This window comes from Allobosea sp. FBZP-16 (genome assembly GCF_002831785.1).
Lineage (GTDB): Bacteria > Pseudomonadota > Alphaproteobacteria > Rhizobiales > Beijerinckiaceae > Allobosea > Allobosea lupini.
Window position 1 is genome coordinate 1 of record NZ_LNCQ01000043.1, and the last position, 25,888, is coordinate 25,888.

Annotated in this window: 22 protein-coding genes and 1 pseudogene; 16 read left to right on the forward strand and 7 right to left on the reverse strand. The window is 67.1% G+C overall.

Going from position 1 to position 25,888, the window contains the following annotated elements:
* Positions 1–1,308, reverse strand: a 1,308-nt coding sequence (locus CXY91_RS21315; RefSeq protein WP_100963165.1) for an efflux RND transporter periplasmic adaptor subunit, incomplete at its 3' end; no start/stop codon positions are given.
* On the reverse strand, positions 1,305–2,789 hold the full coding sequence (locus CXY91_RS21320; RefSeq protein ID WP_248307586.1) for an efflux transporter outer membrane subunit: 1,485 nt from the start codon (positions 2,787–2,789) through the stop codon (positions 1,305–1,307). The genes CXY91_RS21320 and CXY91_RS21315, both read right to left, overlap by 4 nt.
* A 257-nt stretch (positions 2,790–3,046) precedes the next feature.
* Here CXY91_RS21320 and CXY91_RS21325 point away from each other — a divergent pair, with 257 nt between their 5' ends.
* The 9 genes from CXY91_RS21325 to CXY91_RS21365 all read left to right on the forward strand — a co-directional run bounded on the left by CXY91_RS21325 (position 3,047) and on the right by CXY91_RS21365 (position 15,351).
* Positions 3,047–3,631 carry an ANTAR domain-containing response regulator gene (locus tag CXY91_RS21325; protein ID WP_091833229.1) on the forward strand — a complete coding sequence of 195 codons (585 nt, stop codon included), beginning with the start codon at positions 3,047–3,049 and terminating at the stop codon, positions 3,629–3,631.
* A complete protein-coding gene (locus CXY91_RS21330; protein WP_100963166.1) occupies positions 3,628–4,689 on the forward strand; it encodes a CmpA/NrtA family ABC transporter substrate-binding protein in 1,062 nt (353 codons plus the stop codon). Before CXY91_RS21325 ends, CXY91_RS21330 begins: the two co-directional genes overlap by 4 nt.
* A 300-nt stretch (positions 4,690–4,989) precedes the next feature.
* Positions 4,990–6,318, forward strand: a complete 1,329-nt coding sequence (locus tag CXY91_RS21335; protein ID WP_100963167.1) for a CmpA/NrtA family ABC transporter substrate-binding protein — start codon at positions 4,990–4,992, stop codon at positions 6,316–6,318.
* A 3-nt stretch (positions 6,319–6,321) separates the two neighbouring features.
* Complete coding sequence (locus CXY91_RS21340) at positions 6,322–7,536, forward strand: NAD(P)/FAD-dependent oxidoreductase (protein WP_100963168.1); 1,215 nt, start codon at positions 6,322–6,324, stop codon at positions 7,534–7,536.
* Complete coding sequence (locus CXY91_RS21345) at positions 7,536–10,223, forward strand: nitrate reductase (protein ID WP_100963169.1); 2,688 nt, start codon at positions 7,536–7,538, stop codon at positions 10,221–10,223. Before CXY91_RS21340 ends, CXY91_RS21345 begins: the two co-directional genes overlap by 1 nt.
* Before the next feature lie 31 nt (positions 10,224–10,254).
* Positions 10,255–11,163: a nitrate ABC transporter permease gene (gene ntrB, locus CXY91_RS21350; RefSeq protein WP_100963170.1), complete on the forward strand. Its 909-nt coding sequence runs from the start codon at positions 10,255–10,257 to the stop codon at positions 11,161–11,163.
* An 11-nt stretch (positions 11,164–11,174) separates the two neighbouring features.
* Positions 11,175–11,966 (forward strand): ABC transporter ATP-binding protein, encoded by a 792-nt coding sequence (locus tag CXY91_RS21355; RefSeq protein WP_100963171.1) that lies wholly within the window; start codon positions 11,175–11,177, stop codon positions 11,964–11,966.
* An 11-nt stretch (positions 11,967–11,977) separates the two neighbouring features.
* Positions 11,978–13,774 (forward strand): NirA family protein, encoded by a 1,797-nt coding sequence (locus CXY91_RS21360; protein WP_100963173.1) that lies wholly within the window; start codon positions 11,978–11,980, stop codon positions 13,772–13,774.
* Positions 13,771–15,351: a sulfite reductase subunit alpha gene (locus CXY91_RS21365; protein ID WP_100963175.1), complete on the forward strand. Its 1,581-nt coding sequence runs from the start codon at positions 13,771–13,773 to the stop codon at positions 15,349–15,351. Before CXY91_RS21360 ends, CXY91_RS21365 begins: the two co-directional genes overlap by 4 nt.
* Before the next feature lie 138 nt (positions 15,352–15,489).
* Here the strand turns inward: CXY91_RS21365 and CXY91_RS31155 are convergent, their stop codons facing one another.
* Positions 15,490–15,624, reverse strand: coding sequence for a hypothetical protein (locus CXY91_RS31155; RefSeq protein ID WP_282569389.1), 135 nt, complete (start codon positions 15,622–15,624; stop codon positions 15,490–15,492).
* A gap of 459 nt (positions 15,625–16,083) precedes the next feature.
* Here CXY91_RS31155 and CXY91_RS21375 point away from each other — a divergent pair, with 459 nt between their 5' ends.
* The 4 genes from CXY91_RS21375 (at position 16,084) to CXY91_RS21390 (ending at position 20,811) form a co-directional block, all read left to right on the forward strand.
* Entirely contained in the window at positions 16,084–16,584 is a 501-nt protein-coding gene (locus CXY91_RS21375; protein WP_425285429.1) for a Csu type fimbrial protein, read from the forward strand.
* Positions 16,585–16,701: 117 nt separating this feature from the next.
* On the forward strand, positions 16,702–17,418 hold the full coding sequence (locus CXY91_RS21380; RefSeq protein ID WP_199777527.1) for a fimbrial biogenesis chaperone: 717 nt from the start codon (positions 16,702–16,704) through the stop codon (positions 17,416–17,418).
* A gap of 82 nt (positions 17,419–17,500) precedes the next feature.
* The gene (locus CXY91_RS21385; protein ID WP_158673535.1) at positions 17,501–19,843 is read left to right on the forward strand and encodes a fimbria/pilus outer membrane usher protein; all 2,343 of its coding nucleotides are present in this window, start codon (positions 17,501–17,503) and stop codon (positions 19,841–19,843) included.
* Positions 19,834–20,811, forward strand: a complete 978-nt coding sequence (locus CXY91_RS21390) for a Csu type fimbrial protein (RefSeq protein ID WP_100963181.1) — start codon at positions 19,834–19,836, stop codon at positions 20,809–20,811. Before CXY91_RS21385 ends, CXY91_RS21390 begins: the two co-directional genes overlap by 10 nt.
* Positions 20,812–20,890: 79 nt before the next feature.
* Here CXY91_RS21390 and CXY91_RS31015 read toward each other — a convergent pair whose 3' ends face one another.
* The gene (locus tag CXY91_RS31015; RefSeq protein ID WP_248307587.1) at positions 20,891–21,175 is read right to left on the reverse strand and encodes a winged helix-turn-helix transcriptional regulator; all 285 of its coding nucleotides are present in this window, start codon (positions 21,173–21,175) and stop codon (positions 20,891–20,893) included.
* Between CXY91_RS31015 and CXY91_RS31020 the strand changes: the two are divergent.
* Positions 21,169–21,318, forward strand: a pseudogene (locus CXY91_RS31020) (MFS transporter); the annotation flags it as partial. The gene CXY91_RS31015 and the pseudogene CXY91_RS31020 overlap by 7 nt on opposite strands.
* An 8-nt stretch (positions 21,319–21,326) precedes the next feature.
* Here the strand turns inward: CXY91_RS31020 and CXY91_RS21400 are convergent.
* Genes CXY91_RS21400 through CXY91_RS21410 form a run of 3 tightly spaced genes read right to left on the reverse strand, consistent with a single transcriptional unit; the run spans position 21,327 to position 24,702 of the window.
* The gene (locus CXY91_RS21400; RefSeq protein WP_248307588.1) at positions 21,327–22,565 is read right to left on the reverse strand and encodes an SAM-dependent methyltransferase; all 1,239 of its coding nucleotides are present in this window, start codon (positions 22,563–22,565) and stop codon (positions 21,327–21,329) included.
* A complete protein-coding gene (locus tag CXY91_RS21405; RefSeq protein WP_100963185.1) occupies positions 22,562–23,365 on the reverse strand; it encodes a DUF1365 domain-containing protein in 804 nt (267 codons plus the stop codon). The genes CXY91_RS21400 and CXY91_RS21405 overlap by 4 nt, the downstream gene beginning before the upstream one ends.
* Entirely contained in the window at positions 23,362–24,702 is a 1,341-nt protein-coding gene (locus tag CXY91_RS21410) for an NAD(P)/FAD-dependent oxidoreductase (RefSeq protein WP_199777528.1), read from the reverse strand. The genes CXY91_RS21405 and CXY91_RS21410 overlap by 4 nt, the downstream gene beginning before the upstream one ends.
* Positions 24,703–24,711: 9 nt before the next feature.
* Here CXY91_RS21410 and CXY91_RS21415 point away from each other — a divergent pair, with 9 nt between their 5' ends.
* Positions 24,712–25,443 (forward strand): hypothetical protein, encoded by a 732-nt coding sequence (locus CXY91_RS21415; protein WP_248307589.1) that lies wholly within the window; start codon positions 24,712–24,714, stop codon positions 25,441–25,443.
* A 30-nt stretch (positions 25,444–25,473) separates the two neighbouring features.
* Complete coding sequence (locus CXY91_RS21420) at positions 25,474–25,842, forward strand: DUF2147 domain-containing protein (RefSeq protein ID WP_100963191.1); 369 nt, start codon at positions 25,474–25,476, stop codon at positions 25,840–25,842.
* The last annotated feature ends 46 nt before the right edge of the window (positions 25,843–25,888 follow it).

The following is a 25,888-nucleotide window of genomic DNA, read 5'->3' on the forward strand; positions in this document are numbered from 1 at the left end:
CGTCGCCGGCGCCGCCGAGCCCGGACCCGCGGTGTCGCCTCCAGCCCGCTCGCGTTGCCGGCGCTGTCCCTGTCCTTGGCCCTGACCCGGCTCCCGCGTGCCGCGCCGGCCCGGCATGGCGGCTGGTGGCTGGGCCGCTTCCTCCGGCGTCGAGACGCGCACTCTCGCCTTGTCGGTCAAGCGCGCGAAGCCGGTGGTGACCAGCTTCGCCGGCGGCTCGATACCCGCGGTGATGACCGCCGTCGTCTCGTCCTGCTGGCCCACGGTGACAGCCACCTGCCGCACCGTCTCGTCCTCGTTGACGGCGAAGACATAGGCACCGTTCGGGCCGCGCTGGATCGCGGCGGTCGGCGCGACCACGACATGCCTGAGCACGTCGACGAAGACGCGGACATTGACGAACTGGCCGGGCCAGAGCTGGAGCCGCTCGTTCGGGAAGCGCGCCTTGACCTTGATCGTGCCGGTGGTCTGGTCGACGACGTTGTCGATGACCTCGATGGTGCCCTTGTCGATGATCGTCGTGCCATCCGAGTCCAGCGCGTCGACCTCGACCGGGCCGCGCGCCACTGCGGCGCTCACCGCGCGCAATTGCTGCTGCGGCAGGTTGAAGATCATGGCGATCGGCCTGAGCTGGGTGATGACCACGAGGCCGTTCGAATCGGAGGCGCGGACGATGTTGCCCTGGTCGACCTGCCGGATGCCGAGCCGGCCGTCGATCGGCGCGCGGATCGTGGTGTAGTCGAGATAGGCCTTGGCGTTGTCGATCGCGCCCTGGTCGGAGCGGACCAACGCCTCGAGCTGCGCCACCGTGGCGCGCTGGGTGTCGGCCTGCTGGCGCGAGCCGTAATCGGTCTGGGCGAGCTTGGCGTAGCGCTCGAGGTCGGCGCGGGCATTGGCGAGCTGCGCCTCGTCCTGCGCCTTCTTGGCCATCGCCTGGTCGTATTGCGCCTGATAGGTCGTGGGATCGATCTTGGCCAGAACATCGCCCTTGCGGACATCCTGCCCGTCCTTGAAGGCGATCTCGATCAGCCTTCCATCGACCTGCGTGCGCACGGCCACGGTGTTCAGCGCCTGGATCGTCCCGACCGCATCGGCCGTGACCGGCACGTCGCCATAGCGCGCCGGGGTCGCGATCACCGGGATCGGCCCTTCATTGTTGCCGAAGCGGGCGCGCCGGCCACCGCGACCGGCCCCTTGCTGGCCGGCCGCGACGCTGTCCTCGCCGCCGGGCATCCAGCCGCCATTGTAGCTGTGCCAGCCCCAGGCCGCGGCGCCGAGCAGCACGAGAAGGATCAGAAGACGCTTCATTCCGCCGCCTCGGTCGCGATGATGGCAGTGCGGCGGTCGGCCTCGGTCCAGCCGCCGCCCAGCGCCTTGAACAGGTCGACATAGGCACTCAGCTTCTGGAGCCTGGTCTGCGAAAGCTGGTCCTGCGCCTGGAACAGCGTCTGCTGCGTGTTCAGCAGCGTCACGATGTCGATCGTGCCTTCGCGCAGCCGCTGCTCGGTGATGGCATAGGCACGCCTTGCAGACGCCACGACTTCCCCCTGCAGCCGCTCGTGACGGGTGTTTTCCTGGATCGCGATCAGCGCGTTCTCGACATCCGCGAAGGCGCTGACGATGGTCTTGCGATAGGTCGCGATCAGTTCGTCGGCCGTGCCGCGTTCGAGCTCGACCCGGGCGCGCAGATTGCCGCCGTCGAGAATGGGCTGGACGAGGCCCGCTGCCGCAGAAGCGAAAGCCGCATCGGGCCGCAGCAGGTTCTTCAATAGCGCGCTTTCGAGCCCGCCTTGGCCGGTCAGCTGGATGCTCGGATACAGCGCCGCGCGGGCGGCATGCAGCGTCGCTTCCTGTGAGGTCAGGCGCGCCTCGGCCTCGGCGATGTCGGGCCGGCGCTGCAGCAATTGCGAAGGCAGACCGGCCCGCACCATCGGCACGGTGAGCGCGTTCAGGCTGCCGCCCTTGATCGTGACTGCGGCCGGCGTCTCGCCGATGAGCACGGCGAGCGTGACCCTGGCCTGGCGCAGTGAGAGTTCGAGGGCGGGCACGGAGGCCTTCTGTTGCGCCACCACGCTTTCCTGCTGCGCGATGTCGAGCTGGGTGGCGGTGCCGACGGAAAGGCGGGCCTGGATCACCTTGAGGGTCCGCTCGGCCACCGCGATGTTCTCGCGGGCGATACGCAGGCGGTCCTGTGCCGCCAGTACCTGGAAATAGGTGGTGGTCACGCTGGCGACGGCGGTGAGCGCCACGACGTCGCGGTCGAAGCGCGTCGCCTCGGCGGCGAAGCGTCCGGCGTCGGCGGTCGCTCGGTTCTTGCCCCAGAAATCGAGCTCGTAGCTCGCCGACAGGCCGAGGCTGAACTGGTTGCCGACGCTCTCGCTGAACGGTCCGCGTTTGGAGCCGAGCGTACCCGGCCGGAGGCTGCGCGAGGCGTCGGCCGAGCCGCTGAGCGTCGGATAGAGCGTCGCCGCCCCGATGCGCGACTGCGCATCGGCCTGCCGGATGCGTGTCATGGCGATGGCGATGTCGAAATTCGCGCCGGATGCCCGTTCGACCAGGCGATTGAGTTCGCTCGAGCGGAACAGGCGCGGCCAATCGGGCGAGACGGCAGACGCGCTGCTGCGGTCGCCAGCGGCATAGCTGCGTGTCACCGCGACGCCGAGCTCGGGGCGCAGGTCGGCCGGCAGGCAACCGGCGAGACCAAGGGTGATGGCCGCCGCGGATGAGAGACGGAAGAGCGAATGTGCGACCGCGTGTCCCGCAAGATCACGCCTGTAGCCCGGCATCATGCCGCTCTTCTCCAGCCTCGATTCGAAGGACCGCGGAACACGACGCGACAGACCCGCTTCTAGAGCGGCCGGTGGAGGAGAGAAAGTGAATTTCTGTCCATGAATCGGGACGCCCCGGAGCGCAGTCGGCTTCGTTGGCGGCAGCGGACACTCTCGACTCGCCTGAGTTTATCCGCTCGGCCGGGGCCTGTGGGCCCCTCTGGCACGATTCCTGATTGAGGAGCGCCTGATCATAACACAGGGAACGTCTGCAAGGCATGGTGCCCAATCTGCGGATCCTCATCGTCGATGCGAACCAGGTCAGGGCCGCGATCATCGAGGAAGGCCTGCGGGAAGCGGGCTATCAGCAGCTCGTCCGCCTCTCCGCGACGACCGGCCTCGTCGCCGCCATCGAGACTCACGATCCCGATGTCGTGGTGATCGATCTCGAGGATCCGAGCCGCGACGCCCTGGCCGACATGTTCCTGGTCAGCCGGCACGTCCGCCGGCCGATCACCATGTTCGTCGACCAGTCCGACTCGGCCTCGATCGAGGCGGCGGTCGAGGCCGGCGTCTCCGCCTATATCGTCGACGGGCTGAAGAAGGAGCGGATGCAGCCGATCCTGCAGACCTGCATCAGCCGCTTCAATGCGTTCCGCAAGCTGCGCGAGGAGCTCGACGAAGCCCGCTCGCAGCTGGAGGACCGTAAGACGATCGATCGTGCCAAGGGCATCGTCATGCGGCTGAAGGGCCTCTCCGAGGACGAGGCCTACGCGCTCATGCGCCGCACCGCGATGAACGAGAAACGCAAGCTCGTCGACATCGCCCGCTCCCTCATCACTGCCGCGGAGATGCTGAAATGACGACGCTGCACCTGCGAGTCGGCTTCATGCCGCTGGTCGATTGCGCGCTCGTCGTCCTGGCCAAGGACGAGGGTTTTGCCGAGGCCGAGGGGCTGAATCTCGAACTGGTCCGCGAGGTTTCGTGGTCGAATCTGCGCGACAAGCTGAACGTGCGCCTGTTCGATGCCGCCCATATGCTCGGCCCGGCCGCCATCGCCGCGACCCTCGGGATCGGTGGCGTCAAGGCCCCGATGGCAGCGCCGCTGGCGCTCAATCGCGATGGCGCCGCGATCACCCTCTCGTTGCGGCGCTTCGAGGAGCTCGCACGCCTGGCCGACGGGGATCTGGCCGACACGACGGTCTCAGGCCATGCGCTCGCCGCCATGGTCGCGCGCCGCAAGGCGGCCGGCCTGCCGCCGCTCACTTTGGCTGCGGTCTTCGGCTTCTCGACGCATGTCTACCTGCTTGGGGAATGGCTCGAGAAGGGTGGACTCAGGCTTGGCGAGGACATCCGGCTGGAGATCGTACCCCCTCCGCAGACCGTCGAGGCGCTCGCCAGCGGGCGGATCGACGGCTTCTGCGCGGGGGCGCCCTGGAATTCGGCGGCGGTGGCGGCCGGCGTCGGCGCAATGGTCCATGCCAGCGTCGATCTCAGGCGCAACTGCCACGACAAGGTTCTGGCCTGGCGCGCCGACGACGTGCAGAAGCGCCCGGCGGCCGTCTCCAAGCTCGGCGCCGCGATCCTGAAGGCCAGCGCCTGGGCCTGCCGCCCCGAGAATGTCTCGCGCACGGCGCATCACCTGTCTGCGCCGGACCGGCTCGCGCTGCCGGTTGAGCTGATCGAGCGCATTCTGCAAGGCGAGCTGATCCAGGGCGCCGGCCGGCCGGCGCGCCGGATCGAGCACTTCATCCGTTTCGACCAGGAGGCCCTGCGCCCTGACCCTGGTGATGCCGACTGGGTTCTCGCCGGCATGGCGCGCGCCGGGCAGGTCATGGCGACACCACAGATGCGCGACGCCGCATGCGACGTCCTTCTGCCTGCCGCTTTTGACAGCATCCTAGGGGCAGTCAAAATTTAGCCTATTATTTAAGCAGATGCGTGGCGATTGTGCGCCGCAACAAATCCGCCTTCGCGCGGCACCTGCGCCTCACCACCGGTAAACGATAGCAATTCGAGGCTAGGCCCGCCGCGAAGCGGTTGGCTCGATCCTTGTATGAAGGAAGGCGATGCGGCCAACGCTGCCCGCGCCATCCCCGATCCGGAAGACACAGCAACGTCGCTGTCGAAATGCGCCCGTCCAGGCGTCTTTCGCGCGGCGTTTTTTGCGTTTCGGGGCTGGTTTCAAGCGGGCGACAGCTCAGCAACCGAGAGGCGATCGATGACGCACAGCTCCAAGACCCCGGCCAGGACGGCGGTAGCTCCGCAGACAGGCACGAGCCGCCGCGACTTCCTGAATCTGTCCGGCACGGCCGCGCTGCTCGCGGCGGCGAAAACCGCCCTGCCTTCAGGCGCTTTCGCGCAAGGCGCCGGTCCCGAGGTCAAGGGAACCCGCCTCGGCTACATCGCCCTGACCGACGCCTCGCCGCTGATCATCGCCAAGGAGAAGGGCCTCTTCGCCAAGCATGGCCTGCCCGACATGGACATCGCCAAGCAGGCCTCCTGGGGCGCGACGCGCGACAACATGGCGCTCGGCTTCAAGAACAGCGGCATCGACGGCGGCCACATCCTGCGGCCGAAGACGCATCTCTACTCGACCGGCAAGGTCATGCAGAACGGCCAGCCGCTGCCGATGTACACGCTGCTCAACCTCAACGAGGACGGGCAGGCGATCTCGGTCTCCAACGAGTACAAGGACCTCAATGTCCAGAAGGACGCCTCGCCGCTGAAGCAGGCCTTCGAGCGCAAGAAGGCTGCCGGCAAGGAACTGACCGCCGCCATGACCTTCCCGGGCGGCACGCACGACCTCTGGATCCGCTACTGGCTCGCCGCCGGCGGCATCGACCCCGATACCGACATCAAGGTCATCGTCGTGCCGCCGCCGCAGATGGTGGCGAACATGAAGGTCGGCACCATGGACTGCTTCTGCGTCGGCGAGCCCTGGAACGAGCAGCTCGTCAACCAGAACATCGGCTACAGCGCGCTGACCACCGGCGAGCTCTGGTTCCGTCACCCCGAGAAGATCCTCGGCATGCGCGCCGATTTCGTCGATGCCAATCCTAAGGCGACCCAGGCCATCCTGATGGCCGTGATGGAAGCCCAGATCTGGGCCGACAAGATGGAGAACCGCCAGGAGCTCGCCGAGATCGTCGGCAAGCGGCAATGGTTCAACGTCCCCACCGGCGACATCAACAAGCGCCTGCTCGGCGACATCAATTACGGCAATGGCCGCGAGGCGAAGGGCACCAATCTCTACATGAAGTTCTGGGGGGAAGGCGGCTCGACCTCCTATCCCTGGAAGAGCCTCGACACCTGGTTCGTCACCGAGAACATCCGCTGGGGCAAGTTCGAACCGACCATCGACATCAAAGCCCTCGTCGACAAGACCAACCGCGCCGATCTCTGGCGCGAGGCGGCGAAGACGCTCGGCGTCGCCGGCGCGCCGACTGCCGACTCGCGGGGCGTCGAGACCTTCTTCGACGGTATGAAGTTCGATCCTGCGGCGCCGCTGGACTATCTCAAGGCCCTGAAGATCAAGCGGGTCGCCTGACGCATGGCCGAGCCCCTGATCATCGTCGGCAATGGCATGGCCGCGACGCGGCTGGCTGACGAGCTCAGCCGGCAGGCGCTCGGACGCTATGCGGTCGCGGTCATCGGGGACGAGCCGCGGCTGGCTTACAATCGGGTGCTGCTCTCGCCGCTGCTGGCGGGCGAGATCGGCGAGCCGGAGATCGAGCTGAAGCCCGCCGCCTGGTGGCAAGCGCGCGGCGTCTCGATGGTCTACGGCAAGCCGGTCACGGGCATCGACCGGGCGACGAAGAGCGTGACCTTGGCCGACGGCCTCGTCCTGCCTTACGGCAAGCTCGTGCTCGCGACCGGCTCGCGCCCGCTGATGCCGCCGGTGCCTGGGCTGGAACTGCCTGGCGTCGCCAGCTTCCGCGATGTCGCCGATGTCGCGCTGTTCCGCAGCGTGGCCGCGACCGGCGCGCGCGTCGTGGTGATCGGCGGCGGCCTGCTTGGGCTGGAAGCGGCCTACGGGCTCGCCAGGATCGGCGGCAAGGTCACGGTCCTGCATCTCGCTGACCGGTTGATGGAACGCCAGCTCGACCGCGAGGGAGCAGGCCTGCTTGCCGGTGAGATCGCGGCTCGTGACATCGACATCCGCCTGAACTGCACAGCTGAGCGCTTTGTCGGCAAGGAGCGGGTTGAGGCGGTCGAGCTGACCGATGGCAGCGTAATCCCGGCTGACCTCGTTGTCGTCGCCATCGGGGTGCGCCCGCGTGTCGATCTCGCCGTCGCCGCAGGGCTCGACGTCAATCGCGGCATCGATGTCGACGACGGCCTTGCCAGCAGCGATCCCTGCATCTTCGCGATCGGCGAATGTGCCGAGCATCGCGGCCTGGTCTATGGTCTGGTCGAGCCCGCCTATGAACAGGCGCGTGTGCTGGCCGCGCGACTTGCCGGTGCGAGCGACCGCTATAACGGTTCGCTGCTGGCGACCAATCTCAAGGTCAGTGGGGTCAGCGTTTTCTCGGCAGGCTCGGTCGAGCCGGGAGAGGACGACGAAGTTCTGCTGCTGCGCGATCCGGCCGCCGGCATCTACCGCAAGTTCGTGCTGCGCGCGGGCAGGCTAGCCGGCTGCGTCCTCGTCGGCGACACCAGTGGCGCGCTGTTCTATCTCGGGCTGATCCGCTCGGGCCAGGACATCAGCGCGATCCGTGCCGACCTGCCCTTCGGCGAGGGCTATTGCATCGGGATGGCTGCGTGATGCGCCACGACGCTCCCCTCGCTCCGGCCGTGACCTGCACGACCTGCCCGTATTGCGGAGTCGGCTGTGGCGTGAAGGCGACGCCGGACGGGCTGGGCGGCGCCTCCATTACCGGAGACGCGGATCATCCGGCCAATCGCGGGCGGCTCTGCTCCAAGGGCTCCGCGCTCGGCGAGACGCTCGGGCTCGGCAGCCGTGTGCTGTACCCGCTGAAGCGCAACGCCGCCGGCAGCTATGACAGGGTCAGCTGGGACGAGGCGCTCGATGCCGTTGCGGCCGGTCTGCAGGCCATCGCGGCCGGGCATGGTCCCGAGGCGATTGCCTTCTATCTCTCCGGCCAGCTTCTGACCGAGGACTACTACGTCGCCAACAAGCTGGCGAAGGGCTTCATCGGCTCGCCCCATGTCGACACCAATTCGCGGCTCTGCATGTCGTCGACGGTCGCGGCCCAGCGCCGGGTCTTCGGCTCGGACACGGTGCCCGGCGCCTATGAGGATTTCGACAGCGCCGATCTGATCGTCCTCGTCGGCTCGAACACGGCCTGGTGCCATCCGGTCCTGTTCCGGCGGATGCAGGACAATCGCCGGGAACGCGCCGCGCGCATTGTGGTCCTCGATCCGCGGGTCACCGCGACCGCGGAAGACGCCAATATGGTGCTGGCGCTGAAGCCCGGCTCCGACGCCGCGTTGTTCGCAGGTCTGCTAGTCCACCTCGCCGATCGCGGCCTCGTCGACCGGACCTATGTCGCGCGCCATGTCGACGGCTTTGACGCGGCGCTCGCCAATGCGCGGGACATTGCGCCAGATATCACCGCGGTGTCCGTCGCCACCGGCCTGAAGCCTGAGGATATCGCAGCCTTCTACGAGCTCTGGGCGAGCACGCCGCATGTCGTGACGGCCTGGAGCCAGGGCGTCAACCAGTCGGCGCAAGGGACCGACAAGGTCGCCGCTATCCTGAATTGTCATCTGGCTACCGGCCGGATCGGGCGGCCCGGCTGCGGCCCGTTCTCCCTGACCGGCCAGCCCAACGCCATGGGCGGGCGCGAGGTCGGCGGCCTCGCCAACATGCTCGCCGCCCATATGGGGTATGGCGCAGACGAGATCGATCGCGTCCGGCGCTTCTGGCGGGCGCCCCACATCGTCCGCCACGAGGGCCTCAAAGCCGTCCAGATGCTCGATGCGGTCGCCGAGCGCCGCATCCGCGCGATGTGGGTGATGGCGACCAACCCCGCCGTCTCTCTTCCGAATGCGGACAAGGTACGCGCCGCGCTCGCCGGGCTCGATCTGTTCGTCGTCTCTGAGAACGTGCTCTCCAACGACACGCTCGCGGCCAGGCCGCATTACATCCTGCCGGCCGCCGCCTGGGGCGAGAAGGACGGTACCGTCACCAACTCCGAACGCCGCATCTCGCGCCAGCGCGCCTTCCTGTCGCTGCCGGGCGAGGTGAGGCCCGACTGGTGGATCATCTGCGAAGTCGCCAGGCGCCTCGGTTTCGGCGAGGCCTTCACCTATGCCGGACCGCACGAGATCTACGCCGAGCACGCCGCGCTCTCTGCCTTCGAGAACGACGGCACCCGAGATTTCGACATCGGCGGCCATGCCGGTCTCGGCAAGGCCGGCTACGACGGGCTGACGCCGGTGCAATGGCCGGTCCCCGCCCATCGGCCACAGGGCATTGCACGGCTCTTCGGAGACGGAAGCTTCTTTGGACCCGGGCGCCGCGCGCAGATGCGCCCCCTCGCCGCACCGAAGCTCGCCTCCGAGGCCGACGAAGCCTTCCCGCTGCTGCTCAACACCGGCCGCGTGCGCGATCATTGGCATACGATGACCCGGACCGGCCTCAGCCCCCGGCTCAGCGCGCATATCGCCGAGCCCTCAATCTCTCTGCACTCCTCCGAGATCACGCGCTTCGGGCTGGTCGAGGGCGGTTTCGCCCGCCTCGCCAGCGCCCAGGGCAGCGCCGTGCTCAAGGTCGTTGCCGATGACGGCGTTTCTCCCGGGGACCTGTTCGCGCCGATCCACTGGTCGGACGAGACGGCCTCGGCGGCGCGGATCGGAGCTCTGACGCAGCCGCTTTGCGATCCCTTCTCCGGGCAACCTGAAATGAAGGCGACGCCCGTCGCCATCAGGCCCGTCGCCTATCGCTTCGAAGGCTTCGTCCTCTCGCGGCAGCCTTTTGCCCTGCCAGCCGGCAGCTGGTGGTCGCGGCTTGCGGTGCAAGGCGGCGAGGGCCGGCTCTTCGCCACCGACGCTTCGGTCGATGCGATCGCGGCCCTGATGCGCGAGCGTTTCGGCGCCGAGGAGTTGACCGAACTGATCGACCGTGACGGCGGTGGCTATCGCTGCGCCGTCCTCCGGGAAGGCCGGCTGCTGGCCGTGATCTTCCTTGCTCCCGCGGGTCGTGCGCCGCTCTGGGACACGGTCAAGACCGTCTTCGCCGATCCGGCAGCGGCCGTGCCAAGCCGGCTTGCCCTCCTGGCGGGGCGCAATCCCGGCGGGTCCGATCCCGGACCGACCATCTGCGCCTGCTTCGGCGTCGGCCTGAACGCGATCCGGGCCGCCTTCGTGGCCGGTGCCGCGACGGCCGAGGAGATCGGCCTTCAACTCAAGGCGGGAACCAATTGCGGCTCCTGCCTCCCCGAAATCCGCCGCATCGGCGCGCAGGCACGCGCGATCGAAGCGGCATGACTGACAGCTCGGTCAGAGGAGAGACTGGAACATGGGTCAGCCTGTCTTGAAAGACGCGATCGCCGGCGCGGCGATCGTTTCCCTCAAGGGAAAGCCGTCAGAGGTCCTGCCCCTGCCGGCCGGCCCCTCGAAGTCCGTCGCGGCCAGACTCGCGCCCCTGGCGAAGGGTGCGCTCGTCAACATGGTGCCGCCGCTGATCACCATCGCGCTGATCCTGCTGTTCTGGCAGATCGCCGCGTCCGGTCCGCAATCCTCGCTGCCGCCGCCGACCAGGATCTGGGAAGAGGCCAAGGACCTGATCACCGAGCCGTTCTACTGGGCGGGCTCGCAAGATATCGGGCTGGGCTGGCGCATCCTGGTCTCGCTTCAGCGCGTCGCGATCGGCTTCAGCCTGGCGGCGATCGTCGGCGTGCTGCTCGGCACTCTGGTCGGCCAGTCGGTCTGGGCGACGCGTGGGCTCGACCCGGTCTTCCAGGTGCTGCGCACGGTGCCGCCGCTCGCCTGGCTGCCGCTCTCGCTCGCCGCCTTCCGCGACAGCCAGCCCTCGGCGATCTTCGTGATCTTCATCACCGCGATCTGGCCGGTCATCATCAACACGGCCGTCGGCATCCGCAACATCCCGCAGGACTATCGCAACGTCGCCAAGGTGCTGCGGCTGAACCAGGTCGAGTTCTTCTACAAGATCATGGTGCCCTCGGCGGCGCCCTACATCTTCACCGGCCTGCGCATCGGCGTCGGCCTGTCATGGCTCGCCATCGTCGCCGCCGAGATGCTGACCGGCGGCGTCGGCATCGGCTTCTTCATCTGGGATGCGTGGAACTCGTCCCGCCTCTCCGACATCATCGTGGCGCTGGTCTATATCGGCGTGGTCGGCTTCCTGCTCGATCGCCTCGTCGCCCTCATCGGCCATGTCGTCACCCGCGGCACCGCGACCAACTGAGGGGCGAAACGATGAGCTATCTGAAGATCGACCACGTCGACAAACGCTTCCAGCGTGGCGCCGCCACTACGGAAGTGCTCAAGGACATCAGCCTCGTCATCGACAAGGGCGAGTTCGTCTCGATCATCGGCCATTCCGGCTGCGGCAAGTCGACCCTGCTCAACATCATCGCCGGGCTCACCCCCGCGACGAGCGGCGGCATCCTGCTCGAAGGCAAGGAGGTCAACGCGCCGGGGCCGGATCGGGCCGTGGTCTTCCAGAACCACTCGCTGCTGCCCTGGCTCACCGTCTACGACAATGTCGCGCTCGCCGTGAACAAGGTCTTTGGCGGCAAGAAGAGCAAGGCCGAGCGGCATGACTGGATCATGCACAATCTCGACCTCGTCCAGATGGGCCATGCCAAGGACAAGCGGCCGGGCGAGATCTCGGGCGGCATGAAACAGCGCGTCGGTATCGCCCGCGGCCTGGCGATGGAACCCAAGATCCTGCTGCTCGACGAGCCCTTTGGTGCGCTCGACGCGCTGACCCGCGCCCATCTGCAGGACTCGGTGATGCAGATCCATGCCGCGCTCGGCAACACCATGATCATGATCACCCACGACGTCGACGAGGCCGTGCTGCTCTCCGACCGGATCGTGATGCTGACCAACGGCCCCTCGGCCCGCATCGGCGAGGTGCTCGACGTGCGGCTCACCCGCCCGCGCAAGCGGCTGGAGCTGGTCACCGACCGCACCTACATCGCCGCGCGCGAGTCGGTGCTGAAATTCCTCTACGAGCGGCATCGCTTCGTCGAGGCGGCGTGACGGCCCCGGTCATGAGCGACGATTTCACCCCCGATCAGAAGCGCTACCTCGAAGGCTTCGTCAGCGGCATGCAGTCGGCCCGCACGGCGCGCGGCCTCGGCCCGCTCGGCGGCGCGCCGGGCGGCGCTCCGGCCAAGCCCGCTGGTCCCGACAGGGAGCATATCGAGGCGCAGGCCAGGACGGTCGCCGCCGGCGGCAAGCTCGTCGATCAGGAGAAGTGGAAAGCCGCCGAGCATCCGTTCGACGCCTATGCCCGTTTCAAGGATCAGGCCGCGTCGGGCACCTATCCCAAGCCGGAGGACAATTTCCGCTGGCGCTATCACGGCCTGTTCTATGTGGCACCGGCGCAGAACAGCTATATGTGCCGGCTGCGCATTCCCAACGGCATCCTCAAGGCCTGGCAGTTCGAAGGGGTCGCCGACATCGCCGAACGCCTCGGCGGCGGCTACAGCCACGTCACCACCCGCGCGAACCTCCAGATCCGCGAGATCACCGCCGAAAACGCCCCGCAGCTGCTCGAGGGCCTGGCCGATCTCGGCCTGACGGCGAAAGGCTCCGGCGCCGACAATATCCGCAATGTCACGGGATCGGCGACCGCCGGCATCGATCCGCTCGAACTCCTCGACACCCGCCCGCATGCCCGTGCCTGGCACCACCACATCCTGAACGACCGCTCGCTCTATGGGCTGCCGCGCAAGTTCAACGTCGCCTTCGACGGCGCCGGCTCGATCGCGACGCTGGAGGACACCAACGATATCGGCTTCCAGGCCATCGAGGTCATCGAGGGAGCAGCGTTCGAAGGGCAGCCGGTCGAGCCCGGCATCTGGTATCGTCTCGCGCTCGGCGGCATCACCGGCCACAAGGATCTCGCTCGCGATACCGGCGTGATCGTCGCTCCGTCCGACGCGATCGCGGTCGCCGATGCGATCGTTCGGGTCTTCATCGCCAATGGCGACCGCACCGATCGCAACAAGTCGCGGCTCAAATACGTGCTCGATGCCTGGGGCTTCGACAAGTTCCTCGCCGCCGTCGAGGAGAAGCTCCGCCGGCGGCTGGCCCGGCTCGACGGCGCCTTCGTCAGGCCGCGGCCGGTCTATGATCGCCTCGCCCATATCGGCGTGCACAGGCAGGTTCAGCCGGGCCTCAACTGGATCGGCGTGGCGCTGCCGGTCGGCAAGCTCACAGTCGCGCAGATGCGGACCATCGCGGAGATCGCGCAGCAATGCGGCGACGGCGATATCCGCTTGACCGTCTGGCAGAACCTGCTCATCTCCGGCGTGCCGGATGCAGGGATCGACGATGTCATTGCCAACCTGAAGGCGACCGGCCTCTCGGCCGAAACCTCGATACTGCGCGCCGGACTGATCGCCTGCACCGGCGCGACCGGCTGCAAGTTCGCCGCCGCCCACACCAAGGAGGATGCGCTCGCCATCGCCGCCCATTGCGAGCCGCGCATCACCCTGGACCAGCCGGTCAACATCCACCTCACCGGCTGCCATCATTCCTGCGCCCAGCACTATATCGGCGATCTCGGCCTGATCGGCGCCAAGGTGCCGGTCAACGAGGAGGGCGACACCGTCCCCGGCTACGACCTGCTGGTCGGCGGCGGCTACGGTGTCGATGGCGGCATGGCCCGGCCGTTCCGCGAGAAGGTCAAGGCGGAAGAAGCGCCGGCTCTGGTCGAGGCGGTCCTGCGCACCTGGCAGGTCCATCGCGCCGCGCCCGACGAGAGCTTCGTCGCCTTCGCCCGCCGCCACGAGATCGCGGCGCTGCAGGCATTGGTCGCTGAGACGGGGGAAGCGGCATGACCGTGCAGACGCCGAACCCGATCGTCCAGGTCCTGCCGGAGACCGCGCCGTTCAGCGAGGAGCAGCGCTCCTGGCTGAATGGCTTCTTTGCCGGTCTGCTCTCGCTCGACAATGCCGGAGTGACCGCTTTGTCTCCGGCGGAGAACGCCGCGGTGATGGGCGAGGCCGACGACGGCGCCCCCTGGCACGATCCCGCCATGGCGATCGCCGACCGCATGCAGCTCGCCGAAGGCAAGCCGCTGCCCCGCAAGCTCTTCGCCGCCATGGCGCAGCAGGATTGCGGGCAATGCGGCTATGTCTGCGAGACCTATTCCGCCGCCATCGCCTCAGGCACCGAGGGACGGCTCAATCTCTGCGCGCCCGGGGGCAAGGACACCCTGCGCCAGCTCAAGGCGCTGATGGAAGCACCGGGCGCCACCGCCCCCGCTGCGCCCGCCGAGGCCGCGCCCGCCGTCGATCTCGGCCCACTTGGCCGCTGCCGCGAGAACCCTGCGCTCGCGACCTTCCTGTCGCGGCGCAAACTCAATGGCGAGGGTTCCGAGAAGGAGACCTGGCATGTCGAGTTCGACCTCGCCGAATGCGGTCTCGATTATGTCGTCGGCGACGCCTTCGGTATCGTCGCGCAGAACGACCCACGCCTGGTCGATGCGGTGATCGCGCTGCTCGGCGCGCGGCCCGACGCCGAGATCGGCGGCAAGAGCCTACGCGACAAGCTCCTGGCCGACTGCGCGCTCGGGCCAGCGCCGGATGCCCTGTTCCAGCTGATCTCCTATGTGACCGGCGGCGAGACACGGCAGAAGGCCAGGCGCCTTGCCGCCGGCGAGGATCCCGACGGCGACCTCGACCGACTCGACGTGCTCGGCGCGCTGCACAAATTCTCCTCGGCGCGGCTCTCGCCCGAGGCTTTCGTCGAGGCGCTCGACCCGCTGCAGCCGCGGCTCTATTCGATCTCGTCCTCCTTCAATGCCACGCCGGGACGCATCTCGCTGACGGTCGACACGGTCCGCTACAAGATCGGCAGCCGCCCACGCTGGGGCGTCGCCTCGACCTTTCTCGCCGAGCGTGTCGCCCCCGGCGACAAGGTGGCGGTCTATGTCCAGCGCGCCCATGGCTTCGGGCTGCCGGCCGATCCCCAGACGCCGATCATCATGTGCGGCCCCGGCACCGGGATCGCGCCCTTCCGCGCCTTCCTGCACGATCGGCAGGCGACGAGGGCAACTGGCCGCAACTGGCTGTTCTTCGGCCATCAGCGCCGGGCCTGCGACTTCTTCTACGAGGACGAGCTGCAGGCGATGAAGGAGTCCGGCTTCCTCACCAACCTGACGCTCGCCTGGTCGCGCGACGGCGACAAGGTCTATGTCCAGGACCGGATGCGCGAACGCGGCGGCGAACTCTGGGCCTGGCTCGAGCAGGGTGCGCATTTCTACATCTGCGGCGATGCCAAGCGGATGGCCAGGGATGTCGAGCGCGCGCTCGTCGATATCGTCACCGAACATGGCGGGCGATCCAGCGAGGAGGCAATCGCCTATGTCGCCGCTTTGCGTAAGGCAGGGCGCTATCAAGCGGATGTCTACTAGAGTCGTTTCGAGTGAGGGCGGCCAGACCCGCGAGAAGCAGGACGATGGGGCCTCCGAGGTCCTAGAGGTCGGATCGAAGCGGATCGAGCCCCGCTCGGGAAGCCTGCGGCGGTCCGTCAAGCGCGGTTTCCGCGACGCTCACCGCACGCGCTCCTGCTCGCCACCCGGCGGCTTCGCATGGGCGGCGATCTGGGAGCCAGCCGCGCTCAGGATCTGGCGCGGCAGCGTCTCGTCGTTGACCGTCCGCGACAGCAGGACGGCTACGAGCGTCATCGACAGCTTCGCCAGAAGAGCATCACGATCTTCTTCCGTGGACGGACTTGCGGTCATCTCGAGGTTCGCGCAGATGAGACGAGTTCCACTTCGCTGCAACGGCCCAGAACCGCAGGAATTTCCCGCCGAACGGACCTCAGATCAGGCCAGCATGAGCGGCCGGGCTTCGATCGGCCAAATCCGCTAAGCCGCGGCGGCGCTCAGATGGCCGACTTTTCATCGATATCGGCCAGCAGCGGATGCTATCCCTTCCTTGAAAGCGGCCTCCAGGAGCGCCCGAAGCGTCTGGGCTCACAGGGGCGAGGCCGGTGACGCCAGGCTGCTTTTCGCTCGGGCGATTTTTGAGGCGAGCAACGAAATCTTTTGCATCGAAGCATGCCATGGTTTTAGGTGATTAACATCTCGTTAACCGTAGGGGCGTAATCTTTCCATCACGAAGCATTAATTCGCCAATCCTGTATGAGGAATTGGGCCATGGCAAGAATAAGCCTCTTGTCTGTGCTTTTGATATGTACATTCGCCTCTGTCGGCGCCAAGGCGGCGACTGCTACCGGGAATTTCCAAGTTCAGATCAATATCCAAGCGAATTGCATTGTTGCTAGCGCTTCGGATCTGAATTTCGGCAATGTCGGCATCTTGTCCGCGAATATTGATTCGACAAGCACGGTCAGCGTGCAATGCACCACGTCGACTCCCTACACGATCGGCTTCAACCAGGGTGTCAACGGAGGCTCGGTCACGACCCGGCAGATGGCGGGGGCAGGCGGGCTGATCAACTACTCGCTTTTCCGCGACGCCGGCCGCACCCAGAACTGGGGCTCGACGGCGGGCAGCGACACCATTGCGGGCGTCGGCAACGGGGCGGTCCAGAATTACACGGTCTACGGCCGAGTGCCTGCACAGACCACGCCCGCGCCCGCACTCTACACCGACACCATCACGGTGACTGTTACCTACTGACGATGGCCAGAGCACTGGCCTGCTGACGATCGCCTCATGAGGCAACCGAGAGGTTTGACGACGCTGCTTGCGCGGCGCCGATCGCCTCCGCTTTGCCAGGACCGGAAGGAGGGCGGGATGAGAAGCGCGGCAATCGGCACGGCCCTCGCGGCCCTGGTCACCGGAATGGCGGATGCGGCGTCGCTGCAGGTGACCCCCGTGCTGCTGGACCTTGCGGTCCCGGCGAAGGTAGCAACGATCACCTTGCGCAATACCGATGCCGAACCGATTACGGCGCAGATCCGGGTTTTTCGCTGGACCCAGCGAGGCGGAGCAGAACGGCTCGAGCCGACGGACGAGGTCGTCGCCAGCCCGCCCGTCGTGCAGTTGCGCGCCCGCCAGGACTACATGGTGCGTGTCGTCCGGGTGACCGGCGGCCCGGTCGGTGGCGAGGCGGCCTTTCGGCTGGTCGTGGACGAGTTGCCCAAACCGAACCGAACGCCAGGAACCGTTGCGCTGGTCCTGCGCCATGTCATCCCCGTCTTCTTCACGGACCGCTCCGCATCGCCGGCATCGGTGACGTGGTCGGCGAGCCAACACGGAAAAAGCCTGGCGATCGGCGCGGCGAACAGCGGGGGGCGTCGGGTCAGGCTTGCCGCCGTGACGGTTCGCGACGGCGCCGGGAAAGTGGTCGCGGCCAACAAGGGGCTGCTCGGCTATTCCCTCGGCCACTCCGCGATGCAGTGGGTTCTCCCCTCCCAACCGGGAGCGAAACCAGGCGCTCACTTGACGATCTCCGGGCTGACGGAGGCGGGTTCATTCAATGCAACGCTGCCGATGTCAGCGGGCCGGTAAGGTCATGGTGCTGGCGCTGGCGCTTGGATCAGCGTGGTGGACGGCTGTGCCGGTCCGTGGAGAAGACGCTCGGGGCCGCAGCTTGCACCTGGACGTTCTTCTCAACGGTCAGTCGATCGGGCTGATCGGCACATTCCGGCAGAACCAGCACGGCGAGATCCTGGCGGCCCGCAAGGAGCTCGAGGAGCTCGGGATCAGGGTTCCGGCGAGCTTCAAGGTCGAGGACGAGGTTGCGCTCGGCGCGATCCCGGGCGTGAGCTTCAATTACGACGAACCCGCGCAACGCATCGACATCAAGCTGCCGCCCGATGGCCGCCTGCCCAAGACCTACGACATGCAGCCCCGCACCATACCCGGACCGGCACCGGAACGCAGCAGCATCGGCGCAGTGCTCAATTACACCCTGTTCGGAACGTCGGAGGACAAGCAATTCCGCAGCTTCTGGCGCTATCCCACGCTGTCGGCGACGCTCGATGCCCGGTTCTTCAGCCCTGTCGGCGTTTTCTCGCAGACCGGCATGCTCAGCGACCAATCGCTGGCCGGCGGCGGGACGGAAGCGCTTCGCCTCGAGACAAGCTGGACGTATTCGGACCCCGACAACCTGGTGAGCTACCGCACTGGCGATCTGATCTCGAGCGGTCTCGCCTGGACCCGGCCGGTTCGCCTCGGCGGCTTGCAGGTGCAACGCAATTTCGGGCTGCGTCCGGATCTGATCACGCTTCCGCTTCCCGGCGTCACCGGCTCGGCGGCGGTTCCCTCGACGGTCGACATCTTCGTGAACGGAACGAAGACGATCTCGCAGGACGTTGGCAGCGGGCCGTTCCGCCTCACCAACATTCCGATTCTCACGGGCAACGGCAATGCCAGCGTCGTGGTTCGGGACGCCTCGGGCCGCCAGAGCGAGTCGAGCCTGCCCTTCGTGGTGTCCAGCAATCTGCTGCGGCCCGGCCTCTTCGACTTCTCTGCGGAAATCGGCCTGCCGCGCCTGCAATACGGGCTGCGCTCCAGCATCTACGACGAGGGTATCGCGGGCTCGGCGAGCGGGCGCTACGGCATCACCGACACGATGACGGTCGTGGCTCATACCGAAGGGGCACGCGGCCTTGGCATGGGGAGCCTCGGTGGGGTCTTCGGGCTCGGTCGATATGGCGTGCTGACAGCGGCCGGCGCGGGGAGCTGGCGGGACGGGCAACTCGGCGGCCAATCCTATGTCTCTTTCGAGACCCAGCTCTGGGGTGTCTCCCTGATGGCCGCATCCCAAAGAACCTTCGGAGCCTACAGGGATCTCGCCTCCGTCAGCGGGGCTCAGTTCGCCAACGGCTATGGCAACGACGCCGCCTCGGCAGCCTCCACGGCAGAGACCGCGACGAACTGGGAGCGGCGGCTCCTGCCACCGCGCGCCCTCGACAGGGCGTCGGTCAGCCTGCCGATACCGGCACTGGGAGGGGCCATCAGCCTCGGCGTTGCCCATGTGAAGCCGGCGCTCGGCCGTGCCAACCGGATCGTCAATGTCAGCTATACGCGCCCGCTTTGGGCCGGAGGATCCTTCTACGCGACCGCCTATACGGATTTGGCGGATCGCGGCTCCGCAGGCGTGTTTGCCGGGCTGTCATTTCCGTTCGGCACCAACATCACCTCCTCCGCCGGCGCCAATCGCGTCGGATCGGCATGGTCCCTGGCGGGCGACGTCTACAGGCCCGTCGATCAGGAGATCGGCAGCGTGGGCTGGCGCATACGCAACGTCGAGGGGCAGGACGGACAGAGGCGCCGCTCGGCTTCGATCGCCTATCGCGGAAGCGCCGGGCTGCTCGAGGCGGGCGTCGCACAAGGCGTGTCGGGGTTCTCGGGCACGGTGCAACTCGACGGGGCGATCGCGATGGCCGGAGGTAGCATCTTCGCCGCCAACCGGATCGACGACGCCTTCGCCGTGGCGAAGGTCGGCGCGCCCGATGTGGATGTGCTCTTCGAGAGCAGGGTGGTCGCGCGCACCAACGCATCCGGCAACGCGCTCGTTCCTGGCTTGCGATCCTACCAGCCGAACAAGCTCTCGATCGATCCGCGCGGCCTCCCGATCGACGCCCTCTCGGAAACCACGGTCGAGGTGCGGGCGCCCTCCGATCGTGCCGCTGTGGTCGTCGACTTCGGTGTCAGGTCGACCGGCAACTCGGCCATCGTCATCCTTCAGGATGCGGCTGGCCGGCCAATCCGGGTCGGGGCAACCGGTGCCCTTCAGCCGGGGCTCAAAGGCACCAGCGCGGCAGGCCCGGAATTCGTCGTCGGCTATGACGGCCGTGCGTTCATCGAGAATCTTGCGGCCGACAACGAGGTCCTCGTCAAGCTGGAGGCGGGGAGCTGCAAGGCCCGCTTCTCCTTTGTCCCGCGTGCCGATACGCAAGTCTCGATCGGACCGGTGCAATGCCTATAGGCTCCCGCATTCTGGCGCTCTGCCTGTGGGGCGTGCTGATCGCGGCTGGCAGCCTGCTGGCGAGCCCGCCGGCCGCCGCGCAATCCTGCTCGCTGAGCATCACGCCCCTGGTTTTCGGTGATGTCGATGTCACCGCCAATGCCCAGGTGAACGGAACGGCCACTGCGACGGTCTCGTGCACGGGGTCGGCGCTCCTGCCCGTCGGAATCTGCATCGAGCTCGGGCCCGGGAGCGGCGGCGGCGCCAGCGCAGCGAACCGGACCCTGACGAACGGCGCCAACCAGTTGCACTACGGCCTGTTCTCCGATGCGGCAGCCAGCGTCCCGTGGGGATCGGGAGCCTGGCCTGCGGGCGGGGCTTCGGCGGTCGGCTTCAACCTGACCTTGTCCGTGTCCGGCACCGGCAGCCGGAGCGTCACCATCTATGGCCGTGTCTACAGCGGCCAGGCGACCGCGGCACCCGTAACGTACACCAGCAGCTTCGCCGGCGCCGACGCCCGGATCCGCTACGGGCTCCTGTCCTTCCTGCTTGGCTGCGACCTCCTCACCGTGATCCAGTCGACGAGCTTTACGGTCAGCGCGAACGTGCCGGCGACCTGCCGGGTGACGACAAGCGATCTCAATTTCGGCTCGGTCGGCGTGCTGGCTGCGCCGCAGGATGCGTTCACGACCCTGGCGCCGACCTGCACGAATGGCACCGCCTATCAGATCGGCCTGGACGGCGGCTTGTCGGGCGCGACGAATCCGACCGCGAGGCGCATGACGAAGGGAGCGGAGACGATCACCTACGGGCTCTATCGGGATGTCGCGCGGAGCCAGCCCTTCGGCAGCACGCTCGGCCTCGATACATTGACGGGCATTGGCTCAGGTCTGGCGCAGACGAGCCATGTCTACGGACGGGTCCCGGCTCAGGCTACGCCGTCGCCGGGACCATACGCCGACACGATTCAGGCGACGGTCACGTACTGAAACTTGCGGCGGCTTTGCGCTGACCCGTCTCGGACGCTGATTGGCCCGCCGAGTAACCGTCAGGGTCCGAATGCGCCTGTCACGAGCAGACATCGAATGGGCGCCGGGGGAGGGGACATTTGCCCAGCTCAGCGGTCAGGCTAAGATGCATTGGGTCCAACTGGCGGAGGCCAAGCTTCGCTGCGCGCGAGCATTGCGTCGACCTCGTACCGCGTGCTGTCAGGACGTATTCGACATGGCGCACGCGTTCGCTCGAATCGCGACGCTCGACATAACCGGCGGCCTCGAGCGCCTTCAATCTTGCGGACAAGAGGCGAGCGGAGATCCCGCACCGCGCTCCTTGCCGCCATCGCCCGGCTCGCATTGGAGCGACGGCGCCACGGCGCCTTCGCGTGGGGTGTCAGCGAGGACGTTGCCGATCCAGAGCGCATCGTCGAATGGTTCATGGTCGAATCCTGGGCCGAGCATCTGCGCCGGCACAAGCGCGTCTCGCAGGCCGACGCCGATAGCGCAGCTCACCGGCGCTGGCCCAGGGCGACCAGGCTGACGTCGATCGTGCCGGCTCGGAAACCGGCCTCGCAGTAACAGAGATAGAACTCCCAAAGCCTACGGAATGGCTCGTCGAAGCCTTGCGGAGCGATCTGCGGCCAATGGTCGAGGAAGCGCTGCCGCCATTCCTTCAGGGTCAATGCGTAGCTTTCCCCGAATGCGAGGCGCTCGATCTCGGCGAGCCCCGCAGCCTTCGCTGCGCCGACCAGCGCGGGAACCGACGGCAGAGACCCGCCGGGGAAGATGAAGCGCTGGATGAAGTCCGTGCCTTGCTGGTACGGCTCGAACAGCGCCTCGTCGATGGTGATCGACTGCAGCACCGCATGACCATCGGCCGTCAGCGAGCGACTCAAGGCGGCAAAATAGGTCGGCCAATAGTCGCGCCCCACGGCCTCGATCATCTCGATCGAGACGATGCGATCGAACTGGCCGACAATGTCGCGATAGTCCTGCAAGCGCAGGTCGACCTTGTCCGCCAGCCCGGCTTCGGCGATCCGCCTTTGCGCGTAGGCGAGCTGCGCCGGGGACAGCGTGATGGCGGTGACATGGCAGCCCTCGCGGGCCAGGCGCTCGGCCAGAGCGCCCCAGCCGCAGCCGATCTCCAGGACCCGCTCGCCACCCGAGAGCGCGAGCATCTCGACGATCCTGTCGAGCTTACGCTGTTGCGCTGCCTCCAGCGTGTCCGTCGGCGCCTCGTAGAGCGCGGACGAGTAGGTCATGCTCTCATCCAGCCAATGACGGTAGAAGTCGTTGCCGAGGTCGTAGTGCGCGGTGATGTTGCGGCTGCTACCGGTCCGGCTGTTGGCGTTGCGCCAGTGGCGGAAGCGGTTGAGCAGGCGCGCCGGCCAGGTACCGGAGACAAGGTGGCGCAGCGTCGCGTCGTTGCGCGCTCCGAGTTCGATCAGTGCCGTCAGGTCTGGTGTTGTGAAATCGCCGTCGCGATACGCCTCCGCCAGACCGATATCGCCGTCGAGCATCAGGCGACGCATTGCGCGCCAGCTCTTCAGGACGATCGCCGCCTGCGGACCGGGACCGGCGGACCCACTCCAAAGCTGTTCGCCTTCAGGCGTGACGATGCTCAGCCGGCCGATGACGATCTGCGAGAGAAGCCGGCGCAGGAACCAGCGGTAAAGGCCGATGCCGCCCGGCAGCGAGAGCGACGATTCGGGCATCTCTGCCTGGCGTTTGGTGTCGGGAAGCCTCATGGCTGGGTCGATCCCTTCGGATGAGGAGTCGCCGCCCGGCCGGTGCTGAACCGATGCTCGGGCGGCACAGGATGCGTCCACCAGCGCACGCGCTTCGCCAGGAGACGCAGCGCGTGCCAATGGATGGCGGCGGTGACCTTCAAGGTAAGCAAAGGGTGGCTCGCCAGCAGGCGCAGAAGGGCGCCGTCGTCGAGCGTGCGGCGTTCGCCGCTGAGGGAGGCGGCGATCAGCCTGCCCTCGGCATCGTGCCCGTCGATCACGATCGAGACGCGCTCGCCCGGCGGCTCGACCCGAAAGGCATAGCGCATGGCAAGGCTCATGAAGGGCGAGACATGGAAGCGCTTTTCCGCCTCCTGCCGCACGGGACGCGCCTGCGCACCGACGGGCGCTACGTAGCTATGGATCTCGCCGAAGGTGTTGTGGACTTCGTAGACGGTCGCTCGCAGTGCGCCGTCTCGGCCGTAGCAGAAATAGGTGCTGATCGGATTGAAGGCGTAGCCGAGGATGCGCGGCATCGTCAGCAGCCTCACCGCGCCCTCGTCCCAGTCGATGCCGGCGGTCGCCAGCGCTTCCGCGACCTGCTCCTTCAACGGCCTGCCGCTGCGGTCGCCATAGTCGGCATCCCGGAAGGCGTAGAGATTGAAGCGGTTGCGGGAGAACAGGTGCGACTGCTTCGCCAGGGCGTCGATCTCGTCGAGATCGAGCAGCATCCAGAACACGCGATAGGCCAGTGCATGCGGCCTCGGCCGGAAACGGCTGTGGCGAACGCGCCCGACATAGAGAGCCGAATGCCGGTTCATGCCGCTTGCTCGCGTCGGACCGGGAGCGGGATGCGGCCGGATTCGTCGGCGACGGTCCACGGACGCCGCACATTGCCGAGCGCCTCGGCGACGGCGAGCCCCGATTGCAACCCGTCCTCATGGAACCCCGAGCCGAAATAGGCGCCGCAGAACCAGCTGCGCCTTGCTCCCTGCAGCGCCCAGAGATGCTGCTGAGCCGCGAGCGCGGCCTGGTCGAAGAGCGGATGCTCGTAGAACTCCTCGCGCAGGATCGTCTCGGCCCGCAGCGTATCCGGCGGATTCAGCGTGACGAAGAAGGGGCGCCGCCCAGGCAGGTTCTGCAGGAGGTTCATCCAGTAGGTGACCGCGCAGGCGGCATCCGGCCGGGCGCGCTCGCCGATGTGGTTCCAGCTCGCCCAGGCGCGGCGGCGGCGAGGCATGAGCGCCTCGTCGCCATGCAATACGGCACGGTTCCGGCTGTAGCGAAAGGCGCCGAGCGCGCTCGCTTCGAGCGGATCGGGATCGGCGAGCATGGCCAGCGTCTGGTCGGCATGACCAGCGAAGACGACCTGGTCGAAGCGCTCGCTCCAGCCGTCGCCCGCAACCACGACCTCGTTCGGCGATCGCCTGACCTGGCGTACTGTCGCGCCCAGCCGCACGCTGCCGCCGAATTGCTCGCGCAACCGCGCGACATAACGGGCGCTGCCGCCGGTGACGGTGCGCCAGAGCGGGCGGTCGGTCAGCTGCAACAGCCCGTGATTGTGATGGAAGCTCAGGAAGGCCTGGACGGGGTAGGACAGGATCTCCGAGCACGGAGCCGACCAGATCGCCGCGGCCATCGGCAGGAGGTGGTCATCCCGGAATGCACTGCCATAGCCGCCGGCAGCCAGATATTCGCCGAGCGTCGCCGCGCCGGCGCTTCCTGCCCGGGCGTCGCGTGTGGCATCCCGATAAAAGCGGACGAGGCCCTGGAGCATGGCCCAGAAGCGCGGGCTCGCGAGGTTGCGCCGCTGCGCAAATAGGCCGGTCAGCCCGGCGCCGCTGTATTCGAGGCGGCCGCCATCGAGCGAGACGGCGAACGACATCTCGGTCGGCTGCGTCGCAACGCCGAGGTGATCGAGCAGCGCGACGAAGTTCGGATAGGTTTTCTCATTGTAGACGATGAAGCCGGTATCGACGGGAATTTCGCTGCCGTCGTCCCCGGGCACCAGGACAGTGTTTGCATGACCGCCAAGCCGCGGGGCGGCCTCGATCAGCACGACGTCATGGGCCTGTCCCAGCAGCCATGCCGCCGACAGGCCGGAGATGCCGGCGCCGATGACGGCGATCCTCTGCGGGCGTCCCTGAACCTGTGGCATGGCCATTCCTTGCTTTTCGGAAAGGCTATACGCGGGGGGCTGCGCTTTGGATTTGTCGCCCGGTCCCGGAAATCTCTGCCGGGATGTGGGCCGATCGCTATTGCCGGACGTAAACAGACCGAGGCAACCGGAGGTCTGGCCATGCCCGCCAAGGGGTTGAGGCGTCTGTTCGCGGCATTGAATGCCCATCTCGCCCATCCAGGGGCACGGGAGGCGATCGCCAATACGGTCGCCCTGGTGATCGTCTCGAACCAGCCCTTCTACCCGCTCTATCTCTACTGGGCCGTATCGCCCGTGATCTTCCCGTCCTTTCTGACCTTCCTGTCGACGCCGCTGTTCGCGCTGGTTCCGAGCGTGATGCGCCGCAATGCGAGGCTTGGGCGCTGCCTCCTGCTTTGCGCCGGGATCGGCAATACGCTGCTTTGCCGCTTTGCCTTCGGCAGCGCGTCAGGCGTCGAAGTCTTTCTGTTCCCGTGCCTGATGCTCGCGGCTCTGCTTTTTCGTCGCGACGAGCGTCTTTATGCCGCCGGCTTTCTGGCATTGAGCTTCGGGGCCTATCTGCTCCCCGTCGATGCCATCGCGGCACCGCTGCATCACTACCAGCCGCAGGAATACGTTGCGTTGCAGCGCCTGAACTTCCTGAGCGCGGCGTCGCTGACCGCGCTGATAGGGTGGCTTTTCGCCCAGCGGCATGCCGGCGTCTCGCCGAACAGTGAAACCGGATCGGATCGCCGAGCGTAGAAGGGACACATCTCGCGGAAAGGACATCGCATGAGACGTCTTCTGCTCGCCCTGATCATCGCCTCTCCATCCGCCGCGAGCGCGGCTTCGACCGCGCTCGATGGCACCTGGCTGCGCGATGACGGCAACGCTCGGGTCCGTATTGCTCCTTGTGGTGACAAGGTCTGTGCCACCAACCTCTGGATCGGCGATACCAGCAAAGGTGAAGCGGTTGGGGACAAGCTCGTGATGACATTGTCGCGAGAGGCGGACGGCTCCTTTTCAGGCACCGCCTACGATGCCAAGCGGGACTGGACCTATTCGATGACGATCAAGACCGCTCCGGGCGAACTCACCACGCGCGGATGTATCCTCGGGCGCCTGGTCTGCCGAGACGTTGGCTGGAAGTCGGCCGACTAGCGCGTGCCGTTAGCGCAGTGATCCGTCGCCGCGGCACCACCGTATC